Genomic DNA, 23828 nt, shown 5'->3' on the forward strand with positions numbered 1-23828 from the left:
TCTTGCACCATGGTCGAACTAGAGGTCTCTTAGCTGCACAAAAAAGGCCCCGTGAAAGTCACGGGGCCAGGTCGATGTCGTCTAAATCGTGTCGCCGCCAGCGGCAGCTTTTCCGGCGTCAGCCAGGCTGCGCTGTGCTATCAGAACTTGCACCAGCACCAGCACCAGCACCAGCATCGGCGCGCGCGGAGAGGCGCCGCTCGCTCTGGGTCGGATGGGCCTCCTCGAGCCGGCGCTGCGGCGGCTTCTGGGCCGGGGCGCCGTTGGCCACGTAGTAGGGCGCCTGGCTCGGCGGCAGCGGCTCGCGGCCACGGATCTTGTCGGCCATACGCTCGGCCAGCATGATCGTCGGCGCGTTGAGGTTGCCGGTGGGAATCACCGGGAACAGCGAGGCGTCGACCACCCGCAGGCTTTCTACCCCGTGCACGCGTCCGCCGCCGTCGACCACGCAGTCGTCACCGTCGCCCATGCGGCAGGTGCCACAGGGGTGATAGGCGGTCTCGGCGTGGCGGCGCACGAAGGCGTCGAGCTCATCGTCGCTCTGCACGTCCGGCCCCGGCGAGATCTCGCGGCCGCGGAACTCGTCCATGGCCGGCTGGGCGATGATCTCGCGGGTCAGGCGGATGGCGTCGCGGAACTCTTCCCAGTCCTTTTCGGTGGACATGTAGTTGAACAGGATCGAGGGCGCGGCCTTGGGATCGACCGAGGTCAGCCGTACGCGGCCTTCGCTCTGGGAGCGCATCGAGCCGACGTGGGCCTGGAAGCCATGGGCCTGCACCGCGCTCTTGCCGTTGTAGCTGATGGCGATCGGCAGGAAGTGGTACTGCAGGTTCGGCCAGGCTTCCTCTTCGCTGGTGCGGATGAAACCGGCGGCCTCGAACTGGTTGCTGGCGCCCACGCCGCTGCCCTTGAACAGCCACTCGGCGCCGATCGCCGGCTGGTTGTACCACTTCAGCGCCGGGTACAGCGAGATCGGCTTCTTGCACTCGTACTGGATGTACATCTCCAGGTGGTCCTGCAGATGGGCTCCGACGTTGTCGTTGACGTGGACCGCCTCGATGCCGAGCTCCGCCAGCAGGTCCGCCGGGCCTATGCCCGAGCGCTGCAGGATCTGCGGCGAGGCGATGGCGCCGGCGCACAGCAGCACCTCGCGACGGGTGCGCACCTCCTGGGTCTGGCCCTTGCGCTGATAGCGCACGCCCACCGCACGTTTGCCCTCGAACAGGATGACGTCGGTAGTGGCTCGGGTCTCGATGGTCAGGTTGGAGCGCTTCTTGGCCTCGTCCAGATAGCCACGCGCGGTGGAGGCGCGGCGTCCCTGGGGCGTGACGAAGCGGTCCATGGGGCCGAAGCCTTCCTGCTGGTAGCCGTTGACGTCCTCGGTGGCCGGGTAGCCCGCCTGCTGTCCCGCCTCGATAAAGGCGTGGTAGAGCGGGTTGTTGCCGGGCTTCGGGGTGGCCACGCACACCGGGCCATCGCCGCCATGGTAGTCATTGGGGCCGATATCGCGGGTCTCGGCCTTCCGGAAGTAGGGCAGGCAGTTGGCGTAGTGCCAATCCTCGAGCCCGTCGCGCTTGGCCCAGCCGTCATAGTCCAGGGCGTTGCCACGGATGTAGCACATGCCGTTGATCAGCGAAGAGCCGCCAAGGCCCTTGCCGCGACCGCACTCCATGCGGCGATTGTCCATGTGCGGCTCGGGGTCCGTCTCGAAGGCCCAGTTGTAGCGCTTGCCCTGCAACGGGTAGGCCAGCGCTGCCGGCATCTGGGTGCGGAAGTCGAAGCGGTGGTCCTTGCCGCCGGCTTCCAGCAGCAGGACCTGGACGTCCGGGTCCTCGGTCAGACGAGTGGCGAGGACGTTGCCGGCGGAGCCGGCGCCGATGATGACGTAGTCGAATTCACGGAGCTGTGACATGTGACGCCTCCCTGAAGGCAATGGGGTGACCGGGTCAGGCGTGACGCGGTGTTCGAGTGCTGTCGCGACGGGCCGGCCTTAGAAGACCGACTCGAAGGGGCCCATTTCGACCTGGACCGACTTGGTCTGGGTGTAGTGGGCCAGGGTCTCGATGCCGTTCTCGCGGCCGACGCCGGACTGCTTGTAGCCACCCACCGGCATTTCGGCCGGGGACTCGCCCCAGGTGTTGATCCAGCAGATGCCGGCTTCCAGGCGATGGATCAGGCGATGCGCACGGTTGAGACTCTCGGTGAAGACGCCGGCGGCCAGGCCATAGGTAGTGGCGTTGGCGCGCTCGATCACTTCCTCGTCGGAGTCGAAGCCGAGCACCGACATCACCGGGCCGAAGATCTCTTCACGCACGATGCGCATGTCATCGGTGCAGTCGGTGAACACCGTGGGGGCCGCCCAGGCGCCCTTGGCCCAGTCGCCCTGGTCCCAGGCGTCGCCGCCGGCCAGTACCCGGGCGCCTTGCTGCTTGCCCAGCTCGATGTAGGACAGCACCTTCTCCTGGTGTTCGAAGCTGACCAGCGGGCCGAAGTTGACCGAGGGATCCATCGGGTCGCCGGCCTTGATGCGCGCCACGCGCTCCTCGAGCAGTGCCTCGAAGTCGGCCTTGACGGCGTTGTCGACGAACACCCGGGTGCCGTTGGTGCAGATCTGGCCGCTGGAGTAGAAGTTGGCCATCATCGCCGCGTCGGCGGCACGGACCAGGTCGGCGTCACGGCAGACGATCAGCGGCGACTTGCCGCCAAGCTCCATGGTGACGTCCTTGAGGCTGGAGGCGGCGGAGGCCGACATCACCTTCTTGCCGGTGCCCACCTCGCCGGTGAACGAGACCTTGGCGATGTCCGGGTGGCCGGTGATCGCCTGGCCCACCTCGGCCTCGCCATGGACGACGTTGAACACGCCATCGGGCAGACCGGCTTCGGTGAACACCTCGGCCAGGATCATGGTGGTCAGCGGGGTGACCTCGCTGGGCTTGAACACCACGGCGTTGCCGGCGGCCAGCGCCGGGGCGGACTTCCAGCAGGCGATCTGGATCGGGTAGTTCCAGGCGCCGATGGAACCGATCACCCCCAGCGGCTCGCGGCGGGTGTAGACGAAGCTGTCTTCACGTAGCGGAATCTGGCTGCCTTCGATGGCGGCGGCGAGGCCGGCGTAGTATTCGAGCACGTCGGCGCCGGTGACGATATCGACGGTGGACGTCTCGCTGAACGGCTTGCCGGTGTTGCGGGTCTCGAGCTCGGCGATCTCGTCGTTACGCTCGCGCAGCAGCGCCACGGCGCGGTTGAGGATGCGTCCGCGCTCCATGCCGGACATCGCGCCCCACACCTTCTGGCCGCGCTGGGCCGCGGCGACAGCGGCGTCCACGTCAGCCTGGCTTGCCACCTGCACGTCGGCCAGGTGGCTGCCATCGTAGGGGTTGGTGACGCTGAAGGTCTCGTTGGAGGTGGCGTCGGTCAGACGGCCGTCGATGTAGAGCTTCTGGAGTTCGAGAGTTGCCATGGCATCCTCCTGTCGAAAGGGCATGTGTCAGCAAGCTGACAGCGATGTCGGGGCGATAAGTGAAGAGCAAGAATGTGCGCGTGAGTGGCGCAGGTGTTGAGCCTGCCCACTCGGTCTGCCTGAGATCCGGCTCGAGGCTCGGGGCCTTGGCCGGAAGAGACTCAGGCCGGTTCGGGTTTGCGAGCCGCAGCGGGCGCGTGGCTGTCGAGCAGTCGATTCAGGTACTCCCGCGCCAGCTGGCGGGCCTGGACCGCGTCCAGGCCTTCCGGCGACAGGGTGCCGCGCAGCCACAGACCGTCGATCATCGCGGCCAGGCCATTGGCGGCGCGCTGGGCCTCGTGTCGGGGCATCAGCCGGCGAAACTGGTAGCACAGATTGGCGTACAGCCGCCGGTCGTTGATCTTCTGCAGCCGCTGCAGGTCGGCCTTGTGCATCGAGTTGGCCCAGAAGGCGAGCCAGGTGCCGGCAGCGCGGGCGTTGGTCTGGGAGGCGTCGAAGTTGCCGTCGATGATCGCTTCCAGATGGGCACGGGGGCTTGAGTCGCTCAGCGCCTTGCGCCGCGCCGCCACGGCCTGGCCCAGGTCATGCTGGATCTGGCGCATGGTCGCCTCCAGGAGGCCATCCTTGCCACCGAAGTAGTGGCTGATGATGCCGGCGGAGACCCCGGCGTGGCGGGCGATGCGCATGATGGTGGCATCGGCAAGCCCCACCTCGTGGATCGCCGCCATGGTCGCCTGGATCAGCTGCTGGCGGCGGATCGGCTCCATTCCTACCTTGGGCATGACAGACCTCCGTGCCGTTCGCCCTCGAACATTGAGGTGCCCGAGAGGTGAATCTGTTGATGCGCGTCCCGAGCGGTATCGAGCTCAAGAGTTGAATCTAGTGACTTGCTCCTCGAGGCACCCCCGAGGTTAGGATGTAGAGAGTATGCCTTTTATTGATTGGACGTTCAATCAAAATCTGGTCGATTCAACGGCACAGTCGTGAACAGGCCACCATACTGCAACCGATAACCTCAACAAGGAGTGCATCATGACGACCCCGACGATTCCCGCTCTGTCCGTGCTGGCGGCTGCCATCGCCGGCCTTGCCGCCCCCCAGGCGATGGCCGCCGATGACAGCTGCCAGCCGGTGCGTTTCGCCGAAGTCGGCTGGACCGACATCACCGCCACCACCGCCTTGACCACCGAAGTGCTGAAGGCTATGGGCTACGAGACGCGTATCGACACCGTCTCGGTGCCGATCGCCTACTCGGGCATGAAGAACGACGACTTCGACGTCTTTCTTGGCAACTGGATGCCGTCCATGGCGTCCATCAGCGACCCCTACGTCGAGCAGGGCGATGTCGACCGCCTGGGGGCCAACCTGGAAGGGGCCAAGTACACCCTGGCGGTGCCGCAGTATGTCTACGACGCCGGTGTCACCTCGGTGGCGGATCTCGACGAGCACGCCGACAAGTTCAATAGCGAACTCCACGGCATCGAGGCCGGCAATGACGGCAACGAGCTGATCCAGCAGATGATCGACGATGACGCCTTTGGGCTCGGCGACTGGTCGCTGATCGACTCGAGCGAGGCCGGCATGCTGGCGGAGCTGCGTGCCCGAGTCCCCGACGAGACCTGGATGGTGTTCCTCGGCTGGGAGCCGCATCCCATGAACACCAACTTCGACATGGCCTACCTGGAGGGCGCCGACGACTACTTCGGCCCCGACCTGGGCGGCGCCACCGTCTACACCAACACCCGCGCCGGCTACACCGACGCCTGCCCCAACGTCGGTGCGCTGCTCAACAACCTGAGTTTCACCCTGGAGATGGAAAACCAGCTGATGGGCACCATCATGGATGACGGTACCGCCCCGGACGAGGCCGCCCGCGACTACCTCAAGGCCAACCCGGCGCTGCTGGACGCCTGGCTCGAAGGCGTGGAGACTGCCGATGGCGAGCCTGCCCTCGAGGTGGTCAAGGCGGAGCTGGGTGTTGAATAAGCCAGCACTGGGGCGCTGAACAACCCAGAGCGTCCCAGGCAGGAGAGAGCAGGGCAGGCCCGCCGTCGAAAATTTCGCAGGCGGGCTTGCCAAGTTCATGAACGGTGTGCATAATTCTCCCCCGTCGACACGGCGCTTTTGCCGCATGACGACCCAAAAGGCTACGTAGCTCAGTTGGTTAGAGCACATCACTCATAATGATGGGGTCCCCTGTTCGAGTCAGGGCGTAGCCACCAGGATTTAGAAAGCACCCGCTGACCTCGGTCAGCGGGTGCTTTCGTATGCGGCGGGTTTTTTGCCTCCCGTCAGCCATCGTCTGGCACTGTCTTTCAGCGTTTGTGACCCGCCCGCACCTGCCCGGTGGGCGAGGGGCCAACGTTCAGGGCAGGGCTTCAGGGTAGGGCTTCAGGATAGGGCTTTAGGATAGGGCTTCAGAACGTGCAGTGCATCGTGACGGCAGCCCGAGCCGCCCGAACCCAGGTTACGAGGCGGATCAGCGGGTTAAGCCAGTCCTTGGGTCAACAAAAGCGCAACCGGGCTTGACGATCTCGGAGCGATCCGTATACTACGCCCCGTGCTTGAGGCGATTCCCCGATAGCTCAGTTGGTAGAGCAAATGACTGTTAATCATTGGGTCGCAGGTTCGAGTCCTGCTCGGGGAGCCAACCGCAACGGTTGATCCCGCGTCACGCACCGACAATTCAAGGTAATTCCCCGATAGCTCAGTTGGTAGAGCAAATGACTGTTAATCATTGGGTCACAGGTTCGAGTCCTGTTCGGGGAGCCATCTTGCCTTGCAGCATTGCTGACATTGTCGCCAAGCTTGAAGTACTGCACATCGTTGTTCCCCGATAGCTCAGTTGGTAGAGCAAATGACTGTTAATCATTGGGTCACAGGTTCGAGTCCTGTTCGGGGAGCCAGTGCTGATTTTCGGTGTTTTTCCTTTCCTGCCGTCTCTTCTCTTTATTGAAACTATCCGGGATTTCCGTCCCAGGATTCGCTTCATGCTTTGCGTTTTTCTGCCGCACTCTTGCTGAGGTCTGCGATGCCTGAGCGTAAAAAGCGGTGTCGCAGAAAGTTTGCACTCGGGGCGAATCGTTCTCTCCAGCATGCGATGTCTGTCTACCAAGTCACCATTTTAGTTCTCGCTCGCACTGGCCGAGATCGGTTTCCAGCCCTTCCCTGATCGATTCGCCCATGGCAGGTAGGGAAGCCAGGTGGAGGCTTTCCAGGACGGCACGCCAGTCATCTTCCGCCAGCAAGACGGCGTCACCTCTTCTACCGGTGATGAAAATAGGTTCGTGGCTTTCCAATGCCTTGTCGATCAAGGCTTCAAGCTCAGCGCGAGCATTCTCGACGGTTACTGTAGTCATCGGCCACCTCCTGTTGGATAAGCTTAGGACAAGATGGGCATCTGGCCGTCAGGCCGTCCGACTCAGATAGCGTTGTTGGCGCCCACGGGTGGTTCAGCAAAGAAAGTCGCCCTCGTTGCCTGATCGGCAACGAGGGCGATGTCGTTTCTGCGTGGGGAGGATGCTGGGGGTCAGCCAGAGTGTGGCTTTATCACCTCAGCCCATCGCAGCGGCTCGGGTCCTGGCCCGCTTGCGCAGGGCAATGACGACGGTGGTGCCCAGAAGCAGCACGGCGATGGCGATCAGGCTTGCGCTGATCGGGCGGGAGAAGAAGATCCCGAGGTCACCCTGGGACATGGCCAGCGAGCGACGCAGCTCGCTCTCGGCGATGGGGCCGAGCACCAGGCCAAGGATGATCGAGACCAGCGGGAACTTGATCTTCTCCAAGAGGAAGCCGAGCACCCCGAAGCCAAGCATCAGCCAGACGTCGAACATCGAGTTGCGCACCGAGTAGGTACCGACGATGCAGCACATCAGGATGATCGGGCCCAGCGCCGAGTAGGGCACGTTGAGCAGTCGGGTGAACAGTTTGATGAACGGCTTGGAGAACGCCAGGATCATGAAGTTCACCACGAACAGCCCAGCGAACACCGCGTAGATCAGGTCGCTCGAGGTCAGCATGAACATCGGCCCCGGCTGCAGGCCATGCATGATAAAGGCGCCGAGGATGATCGCGGTGGTGCCGCTTCCCGGAATCCCTAGGGCGAACAGCGGCACCAGGGCGCCCATGGCGGCGGCGTTGTTGGCGGCCTCCGGTGCAGCGATACCTTCCGGTGCGCCCTTGCCGAACTTCTCTGGGTGCTTGGACCAGCGCACGGTCTCGCTGTAGCTGACCATGGCGGCGGTGCTGGCGCCGATGCCCGGCAGGATGCCGATGATGACGCCAAGTATCGATGAGCGCGACAGAGTCACACCGATCTTCTTCAGGATGGGGGCATCGAAGATCTTGATCTTGACCTTGGTCAGCGGTTGTTCGGCGTCACGGCTCAGGGAGCGCTTCATCACCTCGGACACCGCGAACAGCCCGACGATGACCGGAATCAGTCCGACCCCCTCGGCCAGGTTGAGGTTGTCAAAGGTATAGCGGCTGGTACCGGTGAGCGGGTCGATGCCGATGGTGGCGATCAACAGGCCCAGGGTGGCGCCGATCAAGCCGAGGATCAGCCGGCCACCGAGGGAGGCCACCACGGTCAGGCCGAGGATGGCGAGTGCAAAGTACTCGGGGGAGGAGAACTTCAGCGCCACCGAGGCCAGCATCGGGGTGAAGATGATCAACGCGATGGTGCCGACCAGCCCGCCCACCGCCGAGCTCAGCACGCCGATGCCCAGCGCCTTGCCGGCCTCGCCCTGCTGGGTCATGGGGTAGCCGTCGAAGGCCGTCATCACCGCCTCCGGGGTGCCTGGGGCGCGATAGAGGATGGCGGTGATCAGCCCCGAGAAGACGGTGGAGCCGTAGATGGCGGTCAGCAGCATGAACGCCTGGGTGGGCTCCATGCCGTAGGTGACCGGCAGCAGGATGACCACCAGGATCACGCCGCTGATGCCCGGCAGCGCGCCACCGATAAAGCCGATGAATACGGCCGAGGTCAGGATCAACAGGTTCATGGGCTGGAAGACCACGCCTAGCCCACTGAGAAAACTCTCCAGCATCGTCAGCTCCCGCGAAATACTGGTGGAAAATCGTACCGGCTGGGTGTCATGGCAAGGGGATGCCCAGCAGGGTGGAGAACACGCCCTGGATCAGCGCAACGGCGATGACCACGGTGGCAAGCAGGGCCGCCCAGTGGCGCGCGCCAAGCAGCAGGGTGCAGGCCAGGGTGAAGATCACGGTGGCCAGCAGAAAACCGATGGCCGGCATCAGCAGGGTGTAGGCAACGGTGGTGCCCATCAGCCACCAGTGGCGGTTGGCGGCAAGAAACCCAGGGTCAAGAGCAACGCCAGCGGCTTCGGTGGTGCTGTCGGTAACGTTGTCGGTGGCGCTGTCGGTGGCGCTGGCCTGGCCGGCGTCAGCCTGTTGGCCGGGTTCGGTCGCCGGGGCTTTCGCCATCGCGGCCTTGGCCTCGGCGTCGCTGGCACGCTCCTTGGCCTGGCTCATGCGGGTGGAGACCAGCAGGGTCGCCGACAGCACGATCAGCAGGAGCAACAGCGACAGCGGCCACAGGCGCGGGCCGATAAAGGTCGAGACGTCCTCGGAGCTCGGGAAATCAAGCGTCGGCACCAGGGTGACGGCGGCCAGTACCAGCAACAGGACGGCAAAGACGGTGAACTTGGTATGCATGGTGAGGCTCGGTTCACGGCGGGCCAGCGGGAGCGAGTCCCGTCAGCGCAAGGTGAGGGGCCGGGTAGTACCCGGCCCGCCAGTCCACGGGATCAGGTGTTTTCCAGAAGCCGTGTGTAGAGTTCGAGGTTCTGCTCGAGCTTCTCGCGGTAGTCGTCGCTACCCAGCCAGCCCTCGCGGTAGTGCAGGTTCACCCGCTCTTCGTACTCCTGGTAGGTCTCGGAGTCGTAGACGCTCTTCAGCGTGGACTCGAGCTTCTCGACGATGGCGTCCGGGGTGTCGGCGTGGACGAAGATGCCGCGTTCGTTGCCGTCGGTCAGGTCCCAGCCGTTCTCGACGGTGGTGGGGATGTCCGGGAAGTTCTCCAGACGCTCCTCGGCGAACACCAGGATCGGCATCATCTCGCCGGATTCCATGTAGCTCAGCACAGAGCTGATCTCGCCGAACAGGCCATCGATGTTGCCGCCCATGACGTTGGCGGCGACGCTGCCTTCCTCGTCGTAGGGGATGAAGCTGATGTCCAGGCCGGTGGCGTCACGGAACGACAGGAAGGCCATGCGGTCGGGGCTGGCCGCGTGGGTGCCGCCGATGATGACCTGACCCGGGTTGGCCTTGGCGTGCTCCATGAAGGCGTCGAAGTCGGCGTACTTGTCCGGATCGACGATCAGCGTCATCACGTCGGACTGCATGCGCGCCACCGGGGTGAGCTGGTCGAGGCCGGTAGGGTTCTGGCCGGCGGCAAGCGAGGTGACCAGAGTCGAGGAGGCGAAGTCCAGGGTGTGGCCGTCGGCGTCGCCGTTGGCGGTACGCTGGTGGGCCAGGGCGCCGGAGGCGGACGGCAGGTTGACCACCGTCACGCGGGTGTCCATGGCCTCTTCAAGCAGCGGCTTGATGGTGCGCGCGAAGTTGTCGGTGCCGCCACCGGCGCCGGCGGCGACCAGGAACTGCAGCGGCTTGGAGGGGAAGTCGGCCGCCTCGTCGGCGGACAGCGCGGCGGGGCTCGCAACGACGAGCGACAGGCCGAGGGCGCTGGCGGTGATGATCGCGTTTCGGGTGATCATGGCGTTCTCCTGGGGGTGGTTGTTGTGGTTGAGCATGGGCAGATGCCCAGTGGTTGCCAGGTGGCCTGACATGACGTCAGGCCGGTTCGGAGGAAGATTCGGCGGTGGAGAAGAACATCGCGTCCTGCTCGCGGCGAAGGTGGAGTAAGGTGGAATCCGGCAGCTGTACGTCGGCCACGCTGATCAACTGTCCTGCAGCCACATCGCGCTTGAGCACGGCGCCAGGCAGCAGATAGAAGGGCACCGGGGTGGCATCGAGTAGCGCAGCGGCGGGGTGCACCTCGGGCTGAAGGCCTGCGATGTGGCGATGGTGGCCCTTCATCTCGAGCTCCTGCCCCTTGCTGAGTGACACCGTGGCGCGGGCGACCAGGTCCACCGCCGGGCGGGTGGCCTGGCCGCCGCCGGAGGGCAGGCCCTTGAGCACGGCGTCGAGCAGCGAGATCGGCGCTTCCAGGCCCAGCAGGTGGCGCGGCAGGTAGACCATGGCGCTCTTCTTGCTGCGACTCAGGATGTGGCCCTTGCCGTCCAGCACCTCCCAGGCGTGGGCGTCCTCGCAGCGCACCACCACGAAGACGCCACCGGCGAAGCTCAGCTCGTCCGGGCGGCGCAGGCAGTTGAACACCTCCAGACGCCCCGTGCCGGAGAGCACGCCGCCGTTGCCTTCCAGATCCAGCAGGGTCGGCACCTCATGGGTACGCAGCACCAGGGCGTGGAAGGCAGGGTGGTCAGGGGTAAGGCCGGTGGCGTTGGCCACATTGGTCATCTCGCACAGGTCCGGTGCGGAGATCTGCGGGATGGCACTCAGGTGCTCGCCGCGGGCGCGCACCACACTGCGCTCGTCGCCCTCGGGCAGTGTCCACAGGTCGGCCATGTCCGGGGCGTCGAAACGGGTGCCGTTGCACCAGATCGCCTGATCCTCTTCGTCCCAGACAAAGTCGTATTCACTGCTCTTGCCCGCGGCGATGATCTCGAAGCCGAGCGTCTGGGCCCAGGTCACCAGGCCGATCAACAGACTCGGTTGATCACCGTCCAGCGGAGTGAACAGGCGACCATGGCGGTTGCCCAGGCGGGTCAGGTAGGGGCCGACCACCGATTCGGTTTCCTTGGTGGCGATACCGACGTGCTTGCCGGCCTTGAGTGCGCTGGCAGCGTGGGTGGCACCGGCGTTTGGTATACCAGTGCTTTCCACCAGGATGTCGAAATCCAGGTGCTTGACCACTTCGAGATCGCCACAGGCGACAAACTTGCCCGCCTGCCAGGCGTCGCTTGCCTCGTCCGAAGTTTGGCATACCGCAATCTGCGAGGCCGGAATGCCGGCCTTCTCGAACGCCTGGGCGGCCGTCTCGGCGCTGATGTCCACCGCGATACGCGCGTTCATGCCGGGCATCTGCTGGGCCTGACGGAGGATGCCGCGACCGAAATCGCCAGCGCCCGCGACGCATGCCTCGACGGTGGTGGCGGTATCAAAGTGGTGAAGGTAATTCATGGTCGTAGAGCGTCTCCGTGCTGGCCTGGCCTACCGCTGGCGCGTTGCCGGGGGCTGCCTGAGCGGGTTGAAGGCCTCGGTCTGGAAGGATCGGGCGGGATCAAGATGCAGAGAAATGTAGTGGTATACCATTTTGGTGGTCAAACGATTAGGGCATAGACCTTGGTCGAATAAGGCAAAAGGTGTGCGTTATATCGTTGAATAACAACGAATAAATGCAGTGAGACAAACCGCGTAAATGTTTGCCCGTCAAAAAACGGTATGCCATTCTCTAGGTATCGAAGACCATGACGGCGATAACGATGGACGAAGCGGCAGTGGACGCACGCGAAGGATTGGTGGAGAAGGTCGCCAACTACCTGCGTGAACATATCGTGATGGATCACTTCCAGCCCGGACAGCGGCTGCCCGAGCGCAAGCTGGCCGAAGAACTGGACGTCTCGCGCACCCCCATGCGCGAGGCGTTCAAGATCCTCGCAGCAGAAGGGTTGGTGGTCATCTCCCCGCGACGGGGTGCGGTGGTGGCCGACGTCAGCCCCCAGGACGTGCAGGAAAAGGCCTACGTGCTGAGCGTGCTGGAGCAGTCAGCCGCGGAGCTCTGCTGCGCCAATGCCAGCGACGACGACATCGCGGAGCTGCAGGCTCTACACTTCGAGATGAAGGCCGCCTTCCTGCGCCGCGACCGCCAGAACTACTTTCGCCTGAACCAGGCGATCCACAACCGCATCGTCTCGCTCTCCGGCAACAACTCTCTGATCGAGATCCACGCCACCCTGAGCCGACAGCTCTACCGCGTGCGCTATCTCTCCAACCTGAAAAACGAGAAGTGGTCCGTGGCCATGGACGAGCACGAAGCCATCATGGCCGCCCTGGAAGCCCGCGACGGCAAGCAGGTCGGCAACGAACTGCGCAATCACCTCGGCAAGACCTGGATGAAGTACGCCAACCCCGCGGCCGAGGACCAGTCTCTCGCCGATGTCGACACCGAGAGCGGCCAATAGGTGAGCCAGGTGCGGCAGGCGACGCCGGCCAGCCAAGGGCGTGATAGCGAGACACTGATGGGCAGGATGCAGAGCAGGTGAGGTAATGACGCTTAACGGATATCGAGCGAAGGGGAGGGGCCGGCTGACTCCGTCCATCAGCCGAGCCAAGAAGCTACGTCCGCTTCGAGCCTTTGCGGTCAGAGAGTGATTAGCCGTCAATCGGCGGGCGGGAATTGCTGCTTTTGGTGAAGGACCCGCATGATCCGGATATCTGAGCCTGCCAACTGATAGGAGATCAGAAACGATACTTCCGGAAGGATTAGCAAGCGACCAGGAATACCTTGGCGCTCTACGCCGAGTAGCGGTTGCAGCATCAGCAGTTCTGCCCTTTCCTCAATCTGGCCATCAGTCCGTTCGGCGACCACAGGATTGAACTGGTAGAGGAAGTCAAAAATGGCTTCACGCCTTGTCAGACCCTCTTCTTCCCTTGGAATCGCCGATTACCGGGGCAAGGTCACGGGCGCGGATCCGTGACTTTCGTTCTGCCATCCGGGATTTTGCGGTTTCATGATCGACAAAGGTCGCTGCACCGGCTTCGAGTCTGTCAAACGCTCGCTTGACCTGAAGCGATAACCAGTCATGGTGTGACGTTGCTTGGCGCTGTTGCTTGGCGCTGTTGCTTGGCGCTGTTGCTTGGCGCTGTTGCTTGGCGCTGTTGCTTGGCGCTGTTGCTTGGCGCTGTTGCTTGGCGCTGTTGCTTGGCGCTGTTGCTTGGCGCTGTTGCTCGGCGCTGTTGCTTGGCGCTGTTGCTCGGCGAGTTGTTCTGCCAATTCCCTGCAGGCGCCACTGAGCGTACGCCCCTGGCTCTCTGCCATCTGCTGGGCTAGGCGCTTTGTCTCTTGATCGATACGAAACTGTATACGGGTATCCATCTGAAGCCTCGCAGCTCATTCTGACGTATTCACGTATATTGGCTCGTTTTGGTGCTCAGTATGGCAACCCAGGCCCGCTTGCCGCGCTGGGCGTGAATACGCTTCCTGGTAGCGTTACCTCGAAACGTTGCCTCACAGACGGACGGCGCCGTTCCCGTCAATGGCGGCAAGGTTCGGTGGTGGATCAGAAACGCATCGCGGTTACCTGGCGCCGAGCTGAACAAGCTATACCATCCATTCGCCATATGCGAGTGATTGCTTGCTCGCGCTGGGCAGGGCAGTCGTATTCGCTTCAAACCTCTATCCCCGAATTTTATTCGAGCACGTGCTTTCAAAAAGCAGCTTTCGAAATTCAACAGTTTGTAAGACTTAAGCCAAAAAACGCGTAAATTCGTTCCCATTCCTCGCATCTTTTGTCTATTCTGCTGCTAATGGCCAATGCCAAGCTATAAACAGTGCCGCTACGAGCACGAAAACAACGATCATGCGCAGGGATAGGAAAGCCGTCTATGGCCAAGGGATGACCAGCCAACGCTAATCTGACGTTCAATGCAGGCGCCTTGCCGCCTGTATGGCAGCGTGCTGCCGTTTTTGGTTACCCGTTCTCAATTCCTTCCCTACTTGTGATCGCACAGCGGCCTTCGCCGCCTGGGTGGTCATGTCGTGTGGCCGTCGTGGCGGTAGCGTGCCTGTGTGGTAGTGCGTAGGTGATGGGGAGATAGGCCTTTCTCTCGGTGACATGGCGTGGGCGTTTCTCTGCGTTTGGCATTCAGTCCTGTCAGGGCAGTATTGTATTTGATGAATTTGTATAAGCCTCACCCTTTTGATCGGGAAAATTTCTCATGTTTATAAGTTGATGTTATGAATGATTTTTTAACAAGTCTATACGCGCGATAATAGCGTAATGGCAATCTTATTTTTTAAAGGTGCAGACATGTTGAAGGATATTCTAAAAAGTGCAATAAGAAACTTTCAAGCCTTGCTAGTAACTTGGGTTTTGATAATAATTGTTAATCAGATATTTATATTTGGGGCATGCTTTGCTCCTTACTGTATTATGGCGGCGTTACCACATACTTTTGTAGTTGCCGTTCTATTAAACTATTTTCTTAATCCCGGGGGATTAAATAATACAAAAAGGCCTGCGGATAGTAAAAAGACCGATGAGATGAAATATGCAAAAGTAGAAGATGGTTTGGAAGATGGTGAGTTTGAAGAAACTGTCATACCTTTTTGTCCAACATGTGGGGCTAAGATGGTTTTAAGAACTGCTAAGACTGGGCCATATGTCGGAAATAAATTCTGGGGTTGTTCTAAGTACCCCAATTGCAAAGGGCTGTTGAACTTATAAAATATTTCAACTTCGGCGGACGCATCCTCTGAGCCTGAATTCAAGCAATAAGCGCAGCACTTGCGGTATCCAAGGCTCCTGAGTACTCACCGAGGAACACCTGTGCCGGTGTCCGATATCCCAGTCGTTTTCGGGGGCGATCATTCAGGTTCTTGACCACCCTGCGTAACTCGACATCGGTGACCTGTTGAAAGTCCGTTCCCTTGGGGAAGTACTGCCGTATCAGGCCATTGGTGTTTTCATTGGTCCCACGCTGACCGGAACAGTAGGGAGCGCAGAAGTGAATCGCTGCCGTTACCGGCTGGGCTACGGTCTCGTGATCAGTGAACGCCGAGCCGGAGTCCAGGGTGGTGGTCTGGACAGCACCCCGGCGAGGCTTAAGCAGCCGGATCATGGCTTTTTGCGTCAGCTCCGCTGAGAGCTTGGGCAATCGTACTGCCAGCAGATAGCCGCTACGTCGATCGACCAGCGTCACCAGGCTTGGTTGTTTGTGCCCCTGGACCACGGTGTCACTCTCCCAGTACCCAATAAAGCGTCTGTCATCGATCTCAGCGGGACGATGCTCGATGCCCAAACGGTTGTGAATCTTGCCGAGCTCTGCGCTCTTTGCCCTGGCACGGTGCTTGCTGCGCCGCTTGGGCTGACGGAGATGCTGCCAGAGATCGCCACCACGAGCCTGAACATCCCAGATCAAGGCGTAGATCCACTGGCGACTGACGCCTACGCCATACAAGGGCGCCATGAAACCGCTGATCTGCTCCGGGCTCCATTCCTCCCGCAGTCGGTCAGCGACGGCGGCGATCATACTGGGTAAGCGCTTTGTCTACTTCCAGGCGGTACGTCGCCGATGATCACTGCGGGACTGCGCCCGCTCTGGATCGTAGCCGCTGGTGGTAGCGTTGTGGCGCAGTTCATGGCTGATCGTACTGCTGTGGATACCAAGCTCTCTGGCGATCTGATGTCGGCTCATTCCCAGGTTATGACGGGCATATATTTGGTATCGTTGGCTCTGGGTTAGCTGTCGGTATCGCATACTCTGCTTCACTTTGGTCGGTGAACCGAGAAGGGTACCGGCGCTGATCCTCTCGCCTCTACCTCGTGGTCCAAAGTGCTGCAGCTATTCTATGAATCCAGGAAGGAATTATGAAAGCTGGTGATATTATCGCTACAACGGGAAACCGTTTTGTACAAGTATCAACAATTAGCCGCTGGTCTCATGTTGCAATCGCGATTGATGATAAGAATGTAGTTGAAGCCATCCCAAGTGGTGTGGTGATAAGAACATTGAGTGAATGCACGGAAAAGTCAAAGAGCGCCTATCTTTTTGAAAGGCCATCAGAGCTAAAACCTGAAGAACAGAAAAATTTAAAAAACCATGCTAAATGCTTAAAGAATCAGGGGCTAAAATACAACTTACTAAGAGCCGGATACGCAGGTCTTCCTCATCTGCTATGGAACGCTTTTTGTTTTTTGTCAGTAGTTACATTTATAGGCGGCATTGTAACACTATCTGTAATCGACGATATGGAGATCGCTGTTTGCTTTTTTCTGCTCACAGTGATTTCAATATTTATAGGATTGCCATTATCTCGTCTTTCTGGCATGCCTAATCAAGTCAATGAGTGGCTAGATAGGAATAATGCTCCAGCTTGGTTAAAAAACAATGTCAAAGACCAGTATTGTTCTCAGTTGGTAGTAAATGTTGATAGGGAAGTATCGCCTAGCTTCTCTGTACTGGTTCAGTCCAAGTATGAAGCGAGACCTAAAGATGTTGTATCTGCATGCAAAAGGCAAGGCTGGAAGAAAAAAATCTAACAAGTTAATCAATTTCGCTCCTACGGCGCCGGACGAAGCAGAACTGCGCCGGTTATTAAGCCATTATGTGTCAGGCCTTTCTGGAGGACGATGGATGACCGATGACGTAGAAATCGGGGTGAGTCCTCTGTGCCAAGAGCCCACCGACCGCGGGAAGACGCTTCAAGTTAAGATTTATCGCGGAGAGGAGAGTGGGGATTCTCGAGGTGGTAGATGAAGAAGGCACGTCTACCGTCTGGAATGAGCTTTCCGCGACCGATACTGATGCTTTGGAAGAATTGAAGGCGACGATACGAAATGAGGGTATCGGTGTCTTGATAGGTAAGCCCGAGTAAATTGGATACTAAATAAACATATCAATGACAGGCAGACGATGCAAAAATCCGCACGCCTGCTGGCGGGCGTTATGAAAGCCGAACCTCAAAGGAAAAGCAATGGGATTATATGAACTAGATAAAAGCAAGCTATTTGAGAAAATTTTCAGACATCAAGCTAAAGACAAGCTCGAGCGCTTCAGAGAGTATACGCTTGAGATTGAGTGTAAGTTTTCTGCCGACAAGAACCGTTTGGCTGACTCATTTTCAGAAGCTACAGAAGGCCTTAACGATGATGAGATTAGAGAAGTGGAGAATTACTTTTCTGATGACTACTACATCATTGAAGAAATTCATGTTGGGCTATACAGAAGGTCAACACTGGTATCTGTATATTCTTTTTTGGAAAACTCTTTAAATACATTATGTGGTCATCTATACAAGCGACATGGATACCCTGTTGAGGTTGGTGATCTTCATGGTGAGGGTATCGTAAGGGCTAAATCCTATCTAGAAAAACTGGCAGGGATTGATTTTTCATTGCTCAATGGCGAGTGGAGCACAATTTCATCGTTTAACAAAATTAGGAATTGCATTGTCCATTCAGAAGGCAATATCAAAGCGGCGAGGAGCACTACACAGCTTAAAAGTATTGTAACTAATAGCCCTGGGTTAAGTTTGAAAGATGAAAGATATATTAAGATAGATCGCGAATACATTGATGCTATTATAACTACAGTCGAGAAGTTCATGGATAAACTATACGACCAGGTTTTTACACAAAGTGCATAATAAATACAGGCAAGGGACGCTCCTGACGTCGCGACCATGCTGTAAGCGTTATGCCTTGAGGGAGTCTTGATGGAAGGTTAATGGCCTCCCGGAGCTAAGCAAGAGAAAAATTAACACCCATATACAGCTAAGTTGAATGGATTGCGCTCAAATAGATCGGTATAGCTAAGCGGAGTGTCCTCGTAGTCAGTGGCCGGCCTCGTTCAGGGCCGCGGCGGCACTGGACAGAGCGGAACAATATTTTAAGCAATATTCGTAGACCGTCGAGCATTCTGACGATAGGGATTGTGCCGTTCTTATTAATCCCGCAATCTTTGTCAGCAATCTATCCGGAAAAGCATTTTGTACAATACTGCCTGGGATGGTAGTGACATGGCTAAAGACTGAGGTCGTACATGCGATTAAAGAGTATTTCGATAAGAAATTTCCGCCGCCTGAGGGATGTGGAAGTTGATTTCGAGCACAAGGAAACTGTATTTGTCGGTCCAAATAACAGCGGAAAGACCTCTGCCACAGCCGCCGTTAGAAGTTTTTTAGGGAACCGTGATTTCAAGATTCACGACTTTTCGATGAATTGCATTTTTAGCATTGATAAATATGATCCCAGTCAAGGTGCTAGCTTGCCGTCCATAGAGCTTGATCTTTGGTTCGAGGTTGACCCGGGATCTATTTCCTTCGGGCGTGTATTCGACCTTGCAACAAGCCTGTCGGCAGATTTTTCAGAGATCGGTATGCGGTGCGCATTGGCAGTAGAAGACGTTGCGGAGCTTTGGGAGCAGTACGACAACACCTTTCCCAAAGGGGAAGACGGTAAGCGAAAGCGGTCTTTAAGTCATTTCCTTGAGTTGGAAGGTAATCTGAGAAAATATTTTAGCTTACATATGTTTTCACTTGAAAAAAGCCAGAAGGAGGCTATAGCGACGCCGATTGACCCCAAGAACGGGAAAAACATTCTGAATTCGCTACTTCGCGTCGATTTCGTTGACGCTCAGCGTAACATTGATGATGAGAACGCTACAAGTAGCAACAGATTATCAGAAGCTTTTGCAACCTATTACAAGCGCAATCTTGAGCAAGCGGAGCTTGCCGAGAAGGCCGTCTCTGTTATTGAAGAAAATAATAAAAATCTGACGGAGCATTATGACCAGCACTTTGAGCCGTTGATGAAAATGATCGGAGGTCTAGGGCTTCCTTCTGGCAACGACCGTGCGATGAGAGTTGTTTCAACGCTTAGCTCGGATGCCGCGCTGCGAGGAAACACCGAACTATTTTATGTCGACACCAACACCAACCATGAACTCCCCGAAGGCTACAATGGGCTCGGATTCAAAAATCTTGTATTTATGGCGATCCAGATTGACCACTTTTATAGGCAATGGCTTTCCACTGAAGAGAATCGTCCAATGTGTCAGGTTATCTTTATAGAAGAGCCAGAGGTTCACCTACATGCTCAGGTCCAGCAAACATTCATTCGCCAAATGTGGGATGTTCTGACTGCCGGGACACCGGAAGAGGAAGATAAACCCCAGCTCGCCATCACAACGCATTCTTCACATATTTTGGATACTGTTGATTTCTCAAAAATCCGATATTTCCGCCGGAAGCTTATTGACGAAGCATCGGAAGGTAAAGTATTTCAAGGAACAACGGTGCATAGCCTTCGGCAGTTTCAGCCGGATCCTATAGATGTAGGAAGCCATATTGTTTCGGCTGAGGAAGCCTTGTCATTTCTCAAGAAGTATCTGCGGCTAACCCATTGCGATTTATTTTTTTCTGATGCGGCGATTCTTGTAGAGGGTGCAGTAGAAAAGCTCCTACTGCCACGGATGATCGATATCGTGGCCGAAAACCTCAATAAAAAATACTTGACCGTTCTAGAGGTCGGTGGGGCATATGGAATGCGCTTCGCTGGCTTATTGGAGTTCCTAGAGATTCCGTATCTAGTTATCACGGACATCGATTCTGTTGACCCCGATAACAATCGTAAGAATTGTATTGCTACGGAAGAGAACGCTGTCTCGGCTAACGCAACTCTTAGTTATTTTTTCCAAGAAACTGGAGTGAAGAAACTCGCTAAGCAGACATATTATAATTGCCTTCAGGCCGATGGAAAACGTTTTGTCTCCTATCAGAAGCCGGTTTCAGTAGACATTGAAGGCCAATCGCATACCTTCCATGGGAGGACGCTTGAAGAGGCTTTCGTCTACGAAAATCTTGATTTGTTTCAAGAGGGTAAGTTGAGTATTGGCATCGGCCTTCCCAGCGAACCGACTGAACTACACAAAGTTGTATGGGAGCGCATCAAAGGCTCCACATTCAAGAAGACCGAATTTGCAATGGATGCTTTGGGTTTTGAGCCCTCAGTCCGGAAACATGAGGGCGGTAGTGGCCCCGCAGATCATGCTACATGCTATTGGAATGTGCCATGCTATATCGCAGAAGGCCTGCAATGGCTTGATGGACACCTCTCGCAGAAACAGGGAGAGGGAGAATGAATACTAGGCTAAAGCCGACGGAAGCAGACGAGAAGATTGCTGCTTGCGTAGACTCTGAAACATCGTTTTCGGTTATTGCTGGCGCGGGTTCCGGAAAAACCACATCTCTCGTCAAAGCGCTTAAGAGGATACGAGACAAGCACGGGAAGGAACTTAGAAAGAATGGACAACGTATTGTATGCATCACCTATACGAATCGTGCGGTCGAGGTGATCTCGTCTCGGCTTGGTTTTGATGAGTTGTTTTTTGTTTCAACACTTCATGGATTTCTCTGGGGAGAGATTGTTCGATTTCAGGATGCTATACGAGATGCGCTTTGCGTAGCAATTATACCAAGTCAAGTTGAGAAGGCGGAGAAGGACGACAACGGTAGAGCCTCCCAGAAAGCACAAAAGGCGAGGGCGAAACTTGAGCGGCTAGCGCGTGAGCTGGAAGCGTTGAAAGAAAAGCCATTAGCTAAATATGAAGAAACCACGATAAGCGACTACTCTAAATGTGTGTTGAATCATGATGATGTTATTGATGTTGCATCTTATCTGATCTCGAATAAACCAGTCTTACGAAAGGGGATAGGCTTTAAATATCCTTATATGTTCGTTGATGAAGCCCAGGATACTTTTCCTCAAGTGATGGCTGCCTTAAACGCTATCTGTTCAGGTGAAGGCCTGCCTATTATTGGATACTTCGGTGATCCGATGCAGCAAATCTACGACAAGCGTGCGGGGGATTTTGCCGGACCAGAAGGTGCAACAGTTATACCGAAGGAGGAAAATTTTCGTTGTTCTACCTCTGTGATTGATCTTCTCAACAACTTTAGGTCGGATTTGCAGCAAGTACCCGGTGAGGTGAACGCTGAAGTCGAAGGAAGCGTCCAGATAACCATCGCGCAGGCGCCGAGACCCAATGGGCCAAGAAATACCTACACAGCCGGGCAGTTGGACGACGTTACAGCCAAATTTTCACAAGCCGTTGAACTTTGGGGATGGAAAGACAATCCTTCTGTGAAAAAATTATTCCTCGCTCGTCGAATGATTGCGCGCAGATTAGGATTTATAAAACTCCATGAGCTCTTTACCGGATTATACTCATCCTCCCGCTCACAGTCGGATTATGAGGATGGGACTCACTACCTGCTTAAGCCATTCGTTGACGGGATTTTTTCACTTGTAGAGGCCTTTAGGTCCGGAAACGAGAAAAGGACAATTGAAACGCTTCGCCAGACTAGTCCCGCATATTCAGATGACGGAAAGAATAAGGAAAAATCCCTAAGAGATATGCTTGATCTCGCTTCACAGCACTCCAAAGCCTTGGAAGATATGTGGAAAACTTGTAGTTTGCGGGAAATTCTCGAGTACTGCCGTGACAATGCTCTTTATCCGGTATCGGAGCGGCTCGCCTATCAGTTGGATCGTGGTCCTCGCGAAGAGTTTGACGCGAGAAACGATGAGCATCAGCGTGAGAAAAGCGATTGGCTAGCCGATGAGTTTTTCAAACTTGGGACTGAAGAATTAGAGAAATACATCGATTTTCTGGATGAAAACTCCCCATTTAGCACTCAGCACGGTGTCAAAGGCGAAGAGTATGAAAATGTACTGGTTATGATCGACGACGTTGAGGCGTCATGGAACGCCTACAGTTTTTCCAAGGTGCTAACGCCGGGCGTCGCGGGGGAGCCAACTGAACGGCAAAGGGAGCTCACTGAAAAGCTAGCTTATGTATGTTTCTCAAGAGCCGAGGTGAATTTGCGAATTCTGTTATTTTCAAGTGAAGCGTCTGCGGCTGGAGCAGAATTGATTGGTCGCGGTCTCTTCAGAAAAGATCAGGTTTCGCATCTCTGATGACCTAGATAATAGAAAATCGACCACTATTTTAACCATCATTTTCTTCATGCGCATCCGAGAAATAACTACATGGGCACTCAAATTCGGATCTGAAACAAGCGAGTGTTCCGCAGGCATAAAAAATGGCTGCACAGCGACCGATTTCCCGCGGTTTCGCAGCTCCAAATCGGCGCATGAGCCAGGCGTTATGCACTATACCTATGAATGATTTGAAATTTAAATTTAATACGCCTGAGCATGGCTGGATGGACGTCATCATTAGTGACCGTGAATGCGCAATTTTTTAGTTATTTCTGATGCTCCGTGAAATTCGCTCTGCATGTTAGTCGACATTTTTTTGGGTTACAGTCAGGCTCCAAGTCGGAAGAAGTCGAGTTTTCGCTGAAGCCAGATTTCGCACTTTGGAAATTCATCACTAAAGATAGCGTGATTGAGATACATGTGTTTTCTACCTCTAGCCGCAATGACCCGATCATTTTAAGGGTGCGTGGAAATATCGATCATCCGTCTCTATGATGCTTTAAGAGAACTTGAGTCTTTACCTTGCTGGAAAGAGATAGATTTTTCAAGCAGTATCTGGTCTTGGGAGTTCCCGTCTGAAGAACGTAACCAGTTCAGTGCGAGGTTAAAAAGTTCATAAAAAGCGCGGGCTGTCGGAGCACCTTTCCGCTCCTTCGTCGCTACACGTTGTCCGCACCTGCGGGCGTTAGACACCGATATCCAGAACTAGAACCCGACTATTGCGAAGTCGAGTGCGGCGACTATTTCATCTCGCATGTGCTCTAGAGTGCCGATGGGCGTTTTTAAAACGCTGGCAGGCAATGATGCGATTTGTGGGATAAGGATCAACAGTTCTTCGCTGTCGAGGGGCGCTGTTGGAGTAAGGCGGGTCAGTTTTTCTCCTTTGAGGAATGATGCTCGTCCAGGGGGCACCGCAATTCGGGTGGCCAACGCCGAGAGCGTAGCGCTCTGTATGTCCAGAAGGTAGGGTACATCCTTTTCGTCGACGCGCTGGGGTTAGCGTACACGTCGAACTGGGGGCATTAGAATGTCCTGTACTCTTCTCCAAGGCACCCATGCTCAGCGACAGCATGGTTGTAGGCTTTGATAGCGTTGCTGTTGTCCCACTGCCATTGTTCGGCTTCGCTCTCGGAGAGCTTTGCTTCCAGTGCTTTCTCTCGTGTAGCCGAGATGTTGGCCTTCAGACGTCCGGTCTTTTCGCTCAAATCATTGTTGCTGCTGAGGTTTTTGGCTTTTTTAAGAGCTCTCTGGTCAGATCGCCTTCGCATCGTCATGCCTCCTTTTTCGGTAGCACCATCAATATGGTTAGCCGCATGGGCGTTGGCAACTACTGTAGTGAGGTTGGCTTGGAGAAGGGGCACTTCAGTTGCGCTCAGTAACTGCATCTGCCCATTCTCTTGGTTGCCCTCTGACGAACAAGGCAGGACGAAGGTGAGAATCCTACTCTGGTGTGCTGCGGTGCTGTTGCTTTTGTTGATGCTGTTGAGCGGTGCAGGGTTCTTGCATGGCTCGCTGGAGCTGTTTCCGACCGAGGAGCAGCAGCGTCAGGTTCGATGGGTCTACGGGGTGGCGTTTGTGGGCTTCGCCTTGCTCGAACTCCT

At 56.8% G+C, this 23828-nt stretch carries 20 protein-coding genes and 4 tRNA genes; 11 read left to right on the forward strand and 13 right to left on the reverse strand.

Annotated elements, in window-relative coordinates; translation table 11 throughout:
* Nucleotides 1-118 precede the first annotated feature (118 nt).
* From betA to betI, 3 genes are all read right to left on the reverse strand, one after another.
* Nucleotides 119-1912 carry a choline dehydrogenase gene (gene betA / locus C9F12_RS11100; protein ID WP_108448904.1) on the reverse strand — a complete coding sequence of 598 codons (1794 nt, stop codon included), beginning with the start codon at nucleotides 1910-1912 and terminating at the stop codon, nucleotides 119-121.
* A gap of 78 nt (nucleotides 1913-1990) precedes the next feature.
* A complete protein-coding gene (gene betB, locus C9F12_RS11105) occupies nucleotides 1991-3460 on the reverse strand; it encodes a betaine-aldehyde dehydrogenase (protein WP_108448905.1) in 1470 nt (489 codons plus the stop codon).
* A gap of 161 nt (nucleotides 3461-3621) precedes the next feature.
* Nucleotides 3622-4242 (reverse strand): transcriptional regulator BetI, encoded by a 621-nt coding sequence (betI, locus tag C9F12_RS11110; protein WP_204248998.1) that lies wholly within the window; start codon nucleotides 4240-4242, stop codon nucleotides 3622-3624.
* A 322-nt stretch (nucleotides 4243-4564) separates the two neighbouring features.
* On the opposite strand from betI, the gene C9F12_RS11115 reads away from it, so the two are divergent.
* The 5 genes from C9F12_RS11115 (at nucleotide 4565) to C9F12_RS11135 (ending at nucleotide 6366) form a co-directional block, all read left to right on the forward strand.
* Nucleotides 4565-5446, forward strand: coding sequence for a choline ABC transporter substrate-binding protein (locus C9F12_RS11115; RefSeq protein WP_240184242.1), 882 nt, complete (start codon nucleotides 4565-4567; stop codon nucleotides 5444-5446).
* A gap of 159 nt (nucleotides 5447-5605) precedes the next feature.
* A tRNA-Met gene (locus C9F12_RS11120) sits at nucleotides 5606-5682 on the forward strand.
* A gap of 352 nt (nucleotides 5683-6034) precedes the next feature.
* Nucleotides 6035-6110, forward strand: a tRNA-Asn gene (locus tag C9F12_RS11125).
* Nucleotides 6111-6156: 46 nt separating this feature from the next.
* A tRNA-Asn gene (locus tag C9F12_RS11130) sits at nucleotides 6157-6232 on the forward strand.
* A gap of 58 nt (nucleotides 6233-6290) precedes the next feature.
* Nucleotides 6291-6366, forward strand: a tRNA-Asn gene (locus C9F12_RS11135).
* Between the two features lie 210 nt (nucleotides 6367-6576).
* On the opposite strand, the gene C9F12_RS11140 is transcribed toward C9F12_RS11135, so the two are convergent.
* The 5 genes from C9F12_RS11140 to C9F12_RS11160 all read right to left on the reverse strand — a co-directional run bounded on the left by C9F12_RS11140 (nucleotide 6577) and on the right by C9F12_RS11160 (nucleotide 11683).
* Entirely contained in the window at nucleotides 6577-6819 is a 243-nt protein-coding gene (locus C9F12_RS11140; RefSeq protein WP_108448907.1) for a type II toxin-antitoxin system Phd/YefM family antitoxin, read from the reverse strand.
* A gap of 195 nt (nucleotides 6820-7014) precedes the next feature.
* On the reverse strand, nucleotides 7015-8508 hold the full coding sequence (locus tag C9F12_RS11145; protein WP_108448908.1) for a tripartite tricarboxylate transporter permease: 1494 nt from the start codon (nucleotides 8506-8508) through the stop codon (nucleotides 7015-7017).
* 46 nt (nucleotides 8509-8554) lie between these two features.
* Nucleotides 8555-9136 (reverse strand): tripartite tricarboxylate transporter TctB family protein, encoded by a 582-nt coding sequence (locus C9F12_RS11150; protein WP_108448909.1) that lies wholly within the window; start codon nucleotides 9134-9136, stop codon nucleotides 8555-8557.
* Nucleotides 9137-9228: 92 nt separating this feature from the next.
* The gene (locus C9F12_RS11155) at nucleotides 9229-10197 is read right to left on the reverse strand and encodes a tripartite tricarboxylate transporter substrate binding protein (RefSeq protein ID WP_045994607.1); all 969 of its coding nucleotides are present in this window, start codon (nucleotides 10195-10197) and stop codon (nucleotides 9229-9231) included.
* Nucleotides 10198-10273: 76 nt separating this feature from the next.
* Complete coding sequence (locus C9F12_RS11160; RefSeq protein WP_108448910.1) at nucleotides 10274-11683, reverse strand: flagellar biosynthesis protein FlgA; 1410 nt, start codon at nucleotides 11681-11683, stop codon at nucleotides 10274-10276.
* A 287-nt stretch (nucleotides 11684-11970) separates the two neighbouring features.
* On the opposite strand from C9F12_RS11160, the gene C9F12_RS11165 reads away from it, so the two are divergent.
* Nucleotides 11971-12684, forward strand: coding sequence for a GntR family transcriptional regulator (locus C9F12_RS11165; protein WP_240184233.1), 714 nt, complete (start codon nucleotides 11971-11973; stop codon nucleotides 12682-12684).
* A gap of 197 nt (nucleotides 12685-12881) precedes the next feature.
* On the opposite strand, the gene C9F12_RS11170 is transcribed toward C9F12_RS11165, so the two are convergent.
* Complete coding sequence (locus C9F12_RS11170; protein WP_108448912.1) at nucleotides 12882-13160, reverse strand: type II toxin-antitoxin system RelE/ParE family toxin; 279 nt, start codon at nucleotides 13158-13160, stop codon at nucleotides 12882-12884.
* A 6-nt stretch (nucleotides 13161-13166) separates the two neighbouring features.
* Nucleotides 13167-13598, reverse strand: coding sequence for a hypothetical protein (locus C9F12_RS23090; protein WP_345840308.1), 432 nt, complete (start codon nucleotides 13596-13598; stop codon nucleotides 13167-13169).
* Nucleotides 13599-14532: 934 nt separating this feature from the next.
* On the opposite strand from C9F12_RS23090, the gene C9F12_RS11180 reads away from it, so the two are divergent.
* On the forward strand, nucleotides 14533-14949 hold the full coding sequence (locus C9F12_RS11180) for a topoisomerase DNA-binding C4 zinc finger domain-containing protein (RefSeq protein ID WP_108448913.1): 417 nt from the start codon (nucleotides 14533-14535) through the stop codon (nucleotides 14947-14949).
* A 40-nt stretch (nucleotides 14950-14989) separates the two neighbouring features.
* On the opposite strand, the gene C9F12_RS11185 is transcribed toward C9F12_RS11180, so the two are convergent.
* A complete protein-coding gene (locus C9F12_RS11185; RefSeq protein WP_108448914.1) occupies nucleotides 14990-15754 on the reverse strand; it encodes an IS30 family transposase in 765 nt (254 codons plus the stop codon).
* An 18-nt stretch (nucleotides 15755-15772) separates the two neighbouring features.
* Entirely contained in the window at nucleotides 15773-15982 is a 210-nt protein-coding gene (locus C9F12_RS11190; protein ID WP_108448915.1) for a helix-turn-helix domain-containing protein, read from the reverse strand.
* A 110-nt stretch (nucleotides 15983-16092) separates the two neighbouring features.
* On the opposite strand from C9F12_RS11190, the gene C9F12_RS22540 reads away from it, so the two are divergent.
* From C9F12_RS22540 to C9F12_RS11205, 4 genes are all read left to right on the forward strand, one after another.
* Nucleotides 16093-16764, forward strand: a complete 672-nt coding sequence (locus C9F12_RS22540) for a hypothetical protein (protein ID WP_162816455.1) — start codon at nucleotides 16093-16095, stop codon at nucleotides 16762-16764.
* Nucleotides 16765-17198: 434 nt separating this feature from the next.
* Nucleotides 17199-17870, forward strand: a complete 672-nt coding sequence (locus C9F12_RS22545; protein ID WP_162816456.1) for a hypothetical protein — start codon at nucleotides 17199-17201, stop codon at nucleotides 17868-17870.
* Between the two features lie 395 nt (nucleotides 17871-18265).
* Entirely contained in the window at nucleotides 18266-20365 is a 2100-nt protein-coding gene (locus tag C9F12_RS11200) for an AAA family ATPase (protein WP_108448916.1), read from the forward strand.
* Nucleotides 20362-22203 carry a UvrD-helicase domain-containing protein gene (locus tag C9F12_RS11205; protein WP_108448917.1) on the forward strand — a complete coding sequence of 614 codons (1842 nt, stop codon included), beginning with the start codon at nucleotides 20362-20364 and terminating at the stop codon, nucleotides 22201-22203. The genes C9F12_RS11200 and C9F12_RS11205 overlap by 4 nt, the downstream gene beginning before the upstream one ends.
* Before the next feature lie 1046 nt (nucleotides 22204-23249).
* Here the strand turns inward: C9F12_RS11205 and C9F12_RS11215 are convergent.
* Nucleotides 23250-23612 (reverse strand): type II toxin-antitoxin system CcdA family antitoxin, encoded by a 363-nt coding sequence (locus C9F12_RS11215; protein WP_240184236.1) that lies wholly within the window; start codon nucleotides 23610-23612, stop codon nucleotides 23250-23252.
* Between the last annotated feature and the right edge of the window lie 216 nt (nucleotides 23613-23828).

This window comes from Halomonas sp. BN3-1, from assembly GCF_003056325.1.
Classification (GTDB): domain Bacteria; phylum Pseudomonadota; class Gammaproteobacteria; order Pseudomonadales; family Halomonadaceae; genus Halomonas; species Halomonas litopenaei.